The organism is Nocardioides sp., from assembly GCF_036401255.1.
GTDB lineage: Bacteria > Actinomycetota > Actinomycetes > Propionibacteriales > Nocardioidaceae > Nocardioides.
In genome coordinates, this window is sequence record NZ_DASWVI010000423.1 from 1 (window position 1) to 5,887 (window position 5,887).

Genomic DNA, 5,887 nt, shown 5'->3' on the forward strand with positions numbered 1-5,887 from the left:
CGCCCGCCGGGGTTCTCCCGGAGCGGACGACGTTGCCCCGCCCGATGGTTTCGGGCGGGTCAACGTCGAGGTGGACCGGGGCCGGATGCGTCGGCCCGGCCCGACGGGAGTCAGCCGGAGACCGCCAGCTCCCGGTCCTGGCCGGCCGTCGTCGCGTCGGCGTCGGGGACCACGCGGGTCCCGGCCACCCCGGCGACGATGTCGGCGATGTCGCTCAGCGAGCCGATCGCCGCCGCGCGGCCGGTGTGCTCGACGAACCGGCACACCGCCTCGACCTTCGGGCCCATCGAGCCGGCCGCGAAGTCGAACGCCCGCAGCTCCGACGGAGTGGTCTCCGTCAGCCGACGCTGGTCGGGCGTGCCCCAGTCGACGTACACGCCGTCGACGTCGGTGGCGATCACCAGCAGGTCGGCGTCGATCTCACGGGCCAGCAGCGAGGACGCGAGGTCCTTGTCGATCACGGCCTCGACCCCGCGCAGGATGCGCCCGGGCTCGAGGACGGTCGGGATGCCGCCGCCGCCGGCGCAGATCACGACGGTGCCGTTCTCCACGAGCGAGCGGATCGAGGGCACCTCGTAGATGTGCTGCGGCTCCGGCGACGCGACGACCCGGCGATAGGACGACCCGTCGGGGCGGATCGCCCAGCCGTTCTCGGCCGCGAGGCGCTCGGCCTCCTCCTGCATGTAGATCGGGCCGATGAACTTCGTCGGGTTCTGGAACGCCGGGTCCTCCGGGTCCACGCGCACCATCGTCAGCAGCGTGGCGATGTGCTTCTCCAGCGGCAGGACGTTGCCGAGCTCCTGCTCGATCACGTATCCGATCATCGCCTCGGTCTGGGCGCCGAGGACGTCGAGCGGATAGGGCCGCACGTCCTCGTACGCCGCCGCCTGCAGGGCGAGCAGGCCGACCTGCGGGCCGTTGCCGTGCGCGATGACCACCTCGTGGTCGGGCACCACGGTCGCGATCCGCTCGGCGGCGATCCGGATGTTCGCGCGCTGGTTGTCCGCCGTCAGCGGTTCACCACGGCGCAGGAGGGCGTTGCCCCCCAGGGCGATCACGATCCTCATCTCACGTCCCCTCAGGCCAGCGACGCCACGAGGAGCGCCTTGATCGTGTGCATCCGGTTCTCCGCCTGGTCGAAGGAGATGTTGGCCGCGGACTCGAACACGTCCTCGGTGACCTCGATCCCCTCGGCGAGCTGCGGGTACTGCTGGACGACCTGTGCACCGACCTTGGTCTGGGTGTTGTGGAAGGCCGGCAGGCAGTGCAGCACCTTGACCCGCGGGTTGCCGGTGGCGCGCAGCAGTTCGGCGTTGACCTGGAACGGCAGGCAGGCCTCGACCCGGTCGGCCCACGACTCGACCGGCTCGCCCATGGACACCCACACGTCGGTGTAGATGAAGTCGACGCCGTCGACCGCGGCCGACGGGTCGTCGGTGACCAGGATCCGGGCACCGGACTCCTCGGCGAGCTCGTGGCAGAGCTTCACCAGCTCGTCCTCGGGCCACAGGTCCTGCGGGGCGCCGATCCGCACGTCCATGCCGAGCTTGGCGGCGACCAGCATGAGGGAGTTGGCCACGTTGTTGCGGCCGTCGCCCATGTAGGCGAACGCGATCTCGTGCACCGGCTTGTCGCTGTGCTCACGCATGGTGAGCACGTCGGCGAGCATCTGGGTCGGGTGGAACTCGTCGGTGAGTCCGTTGAACACCGGCACGCCGGCGTACTTCGCGAGCTCCTCGACGACGTCCTGGGAGAACCCGCGGTACTCGATGGCGTCGTACATGCGGCCGAGCACCCGGGCGGTGTCCGCGACCGACTCCTTGTGCCCGAGCTGGGACGAGGCGGGGTCGATGTAGGTGACGTGCGCGCCCTGGTCGTAGGAGGCGACCTCGAAGGCGCAGCGGGTGCGGGTGGAGGTCTTCTCGAAGATCAGCGCGACGTTGCGGCCCTGCAGGAGCTGGCGCTCGGTCCCGGCGTACTTCGCGCGCTTGAGGTCGCGCGAGAGGTCGAGCAGGTAGCGGATCTCGTCCGCGGTGTGGTGACGCAGGCTCAGCAGGTGCCGCCCGCGAAGGTTGACCGGCATGGTGGTTCCTCTCTCTTCCGGTCGGGAAGGTCAGTACTCGATGGGGTCGCGCAGGATCGGGCAGGTCATGCACCGACCGCCGCCGCGGCCCCGGCCCAGCTCGCTGGCGTCGATGGTGATGACCTCGATGCCGGCCTTGCGGAGCTGGGTGTTGGTGTGGGTGTTGCGGTCGTAGCCGACGACGACGCCGGGCTCGAGGGCCAAGACGTTGTTGCCGTCGTCCCACTGCTCACGGGCGGAGCCGAACCGGTCCCCACCGGTGGGCACCACGCGCATCGGCACGCCGAGCGCGTCGGAGACGACGTCGACGAAGTGCTTGTCCTCGTGCCGGACGTCCAGCCCGGAGGGCGAGGAGTCGTCGGGCCGCAGCGAGAAGCTGTTGATCGCGTCGACGACGGGGCCGTACGCCGTCACGACGTCGCGGTCGCAGAACGTGAACACGGTGTCGATGTGCATGGCCGCCCGCGTCCGCGGGAGGCCGGCGGCGATGACCCGCTCGGCGGCGCCGGCCGCGAACAGGGACCGGGCGACCTGGGTGATGGCCTGCTGGGAGGTCCGCTCGCCCATGCCGATCACGACGACGCCGTTGCCGATCGGCATCACGTCGCCACCCTCGATCGTGGCCTGGCCACGGTCGCGGGGCTGCTGGTCGGGGTCGCCGAACCAGACCCGGAAGTCCTCACCCGCGAAGCTGGGGTGGAACCGGTAGATCGCGGTGGTCAGCAGCGTCTCCTGCCGGCGGGCCGGCCAGTACATGCTGTTGAGCGTCACGCCGTTGTAGACCCACGAGGAGTTGTCGCGGGCGAAGACGGTGTTCGGCAGCGGCGGCAGCACGAACTGCTGCACGTCGGCGTCGCGGAACGACCGCAGGAACGAGCCGGCCATGTCGTCGGGGACGTCGCTGAACGCGACGCCGCCGATGAGGAACTCGGCGAGCTTCTCGGCCGGCAGGCTCTCCAGCCAGGCGCGGACCTCGTGGACCAGGCCGGGGCCGATCTGGTCGTCGGTGATCTTGCGGTCGAGGATCCAGTTGCGGCCCTCGGGGTAGCGCACGACGTCGACGAGGAGCTGGAGCATGTCGAGGACCTCGACACCGCGGTCGCGCATCTTCATCACGAAGTCGTAGTGGTCGCGCTTGGCCTGGCTGACCCAGATCACGTCGTCGTAGAGGAGCTCGTCGCAGGTGTCGGGCGTGAGCCGCAGGTGGGCCAGTCCGGGCGCGCAGACCATCACGCGTCGCAGACGGCCGGCCTCGGACCATACGCCGACTCTGGGGTCGGTGACGGTCTCGGCGACCGTCCCCCGGGGGAGCTGTTCGATTGCCATGGTGAGCCTTCCTTGCTCAGAACGGTGGGTGGGCCGGGTCGACGGGCCGGCGCTGGGGTGGCGACAGCGCCGGGATCGGCGGGGCGGCGGCCCGAGGACCGCCCCGCCTCCCGTGCGTGGGCTCGATCAGATCGAGACGAAGCCCTGGACCAGGCCGATGACGCCGGCGACCGCGAGAGCCGCGACCACCGCCACGACCACGCGCTCGGCGGCCGTGAAGATCTCCGCCTTGACCTGGTTGCGCGCCCAGACGTAGAGAGCGGTGCCGACCAGGTAGAAGATGCCGGCCACCAGGACGTACTCCCAGCCGCCCGCGTAGACGAGCCACACGGCGTAGGCCAGGGCGACCAGGCCGACGACGAGGTCGCGGGTGCGGCTCTCGCCCGCACCGTAGGACTCACCGGTGAACGCCAGCTTGACCTGGTAGAGCGCCGACCAGAGGTACGGCAGCAGGATCAGCGAGGTCGCCAGGTAGATCAGGTCGGTGTAGGTGTTCTCGTTGAACAGGGTCCACAGCAGCATCAGCTGCACGCAGCCGTTGGTCAGCCACAGCGCCATCGTCGGCGAGCCGTGCCGGTTCTCCGCACCGAGCTGGCGGGGCACCACGCCCTCGCGGGCGGGCAGGCGCAGGATCTCCACGCACAGCAGCACCCACGACAGCAGGGCGCCGATCAGCGAGACCGCGAGGCCGATCGAGATGAAGTCGGCGCCCCAGCTGCCGACCTCGTGCTCCATCAGGCCCGCCATCGACGGGTCCTCGAGTCCGGCGATCTTGGCCTGGTTCATCAGGCCGTAGGAGAGCACGTTCACGGCGAGCAGCAGGGCCAGCACGCCGACGAAGCCGATCACGGTGGCGCGGCCGACGTCGCTGCGCTTGCCGGCGCGCTGGCTGTAGACCGAGGCGCCCTCGATGCCGATGAACACCCAGACGGTGACCAGCATCATGTTCTTGACCTGGTCGAGCGTGGAGCCCAGGCCCTGGCCGTCGCCCCAGAAGTCGGCGGTGAAGATGCCGGCCTTGAAGCCGACGAGCGCGATCGCGATGAACGTGACGATCGGGACGACCTTGGCGATCGTGACGAGCGTGTTGACGAACGCCGCGGTGTGGACGCCGCGCAGGGTGAGCGCGTGCAGGATCCACAGCACGATCGACGCGACGACGATCGCGGACACGGTGTTGCCGCCCTCGAACGTCGGCCAGAAGTTGCCCAGCGTCGCCATCAGCAGGACGAGGTAGCCCACGTTGCCGATCCAGGCACTGATCCAGTACCCCCAGGCCGAGGTGAAGCCGAGGTAGTTGCCGAAGCCGGCGCGGGCGTATCCGTAGACACCGCCGTCGACGTCGGGCTTGCGACGCGACAGGGTCAGGAAGACGAACGCCAGCATCAGCATGCCGACGCCGGTCACTCCCCATCCGATGAGCAGCGGCCCGGGAGCCGCGCTCCCGGCCATCTGCGAGGGCAGCGCGAAGATGCCGCTTCCGATCATCGACCCCACGACGAGGGCGATCAGAGCGGGCAGCGCCAGGGTGCCGGCGCCTCTCGCAGGCTGCTCAGGGCTCGGGCCCGACGGTGGTCGGACCATCTGCTGAGTCATGTTTTCGGGCCTCCTTCAGGAGGACGGAAGACCGATCTCCCGTCCTGTGAAGGACGCTAGGTGCGGCGAGGAGGCGCACAGCAGGGACGAACGGCACCAGGGATCCGGGATGGGTCCTGGCCCCTCCGCGGGCCCCGAACGGCGCGGGTCCGGGTCGTTGCGAATGATCCTACGCCCGCCTGCATGACCTTGCATCGGTTGGTGCGGGGAGCCCCGGTCGGCCGCCGCGAACCATGCCGTGGCGAAGGTCCCGGGACGGTCCCGTCCGGCCGGGACCCACACCGGGACTCCTCACCGGGACTCACCGGGAGGGTCGGCCGGGATCAGTCGGCGAGGTCGATCAGCACCTTGCCGACGACGCCGCCCTCGACGGCGTCCTGGGCCCGGGCGGTCTCCTCGAGCGGGTAGTGGTGCAGCGGCAGGCCGGCGTCCGCACCGACCCGCAACGCACCGTCGCGCACCGCGGCGGCCACGTCCTCCACTGCAGCACGGAGCAGGTCCTCGGCCAGGGTGTAGAGGATGAGGAACTGGAAGCGCAGGTTCTTGCCGAACGCCGCGCGCAGCGGCATCGTCAGCGTGTCGCCACCGTTGTTGGCGTAGATCGAGACCGTGCCGTGCACGCGCACGACCTCGAGGTCGAGATCGATGTTCTGGGCGGGCGCGACCTCCACGGCCAGGTCCACGCCGTCGGGCGCGACGGCGAGGATCGCCTCGGCCGTGCCGGGCTGCCGGTAGTTCACGACGTGGTGGGCGCCGGCGGCGCGCGCCAGCTCGGCCTTCTCGGCGCTGCTGACCGTGGTGACGACGGTGGCGCCGGCCCAGCGGGCGAGCTGGATGGCGGCGTTGCCGACGGCGCCCGCTCCCCCGGCGACCAGGACCACC

Annotated in this window: 5 protein-coding genes; all 5 read right to left on the minus strand. The window is 70.4% G+C overall.

Annotated features, from left to right (window positions below):
* Window positions 1-110: 110 nt before the first annotated feature.
* The gene (gene arcC, locus VGD85_RS19550) at window positions 111-1,067 is read right to left on the minus strand and encodes a carbamate kinase (protein ID WP_331065103.1); all 957 of its coding nucleotides are present in this window, start codon (window positions 1,065-1,067) and stop codon (window positions 111-113) included.
* Between the two features lie 11 nt (window positions 1,068-1,078).
* The gene (locus VGD85_RS19555; protein ID WP_331065104.1) at window positions 1,079-2,083 is read right to left on the minus strand and encodes an ornithine carbamoyltransferase; all 1,005 of its coding nucleotides are present in this window, start codon (window positions 2,081-2,083) and stop codon (window positions 1,079-1,081) included.
* A 30-nt stretch (window positions 2,084-2,113) separates the two neighbouring features.
* Complete coding sequence (gene arcA, locus VGD85_RS19560; RefSeq protein ID WP_331065105.1) at window positions 2,114-3,409, minus strand: arginine deiminase; 1,296 nt, start codon at window positions 3,407-3,409, stop codon at window positions 2,114-2,116.
* A 126-nt stretch (window positions 3,410-3,535) separates the two neighbouring features.
* The gene (gene arcD / locus VGD85_RS19565; RefSeq protein WP_331065106.1) at window positions 3,536-5,005 is read right to left on the minus strand and encodes an arginine-ornithine antiporter; all 1,470 of its coding nucleotides are present in this window, start codon (window positions 5,003-5,005) and stop codon (window positions 3,536-3,538) included.
* 323 nt (window positions 5,006-5,328) lie between these two features.
* The coding region (locus tag VGD85_RS19570) for a zinc-binding dehydrogenase (protein ID WP_331065107.1) at window positions 5,329-5,887 on the minus strand (559 nt) is incomplete at its 5' end.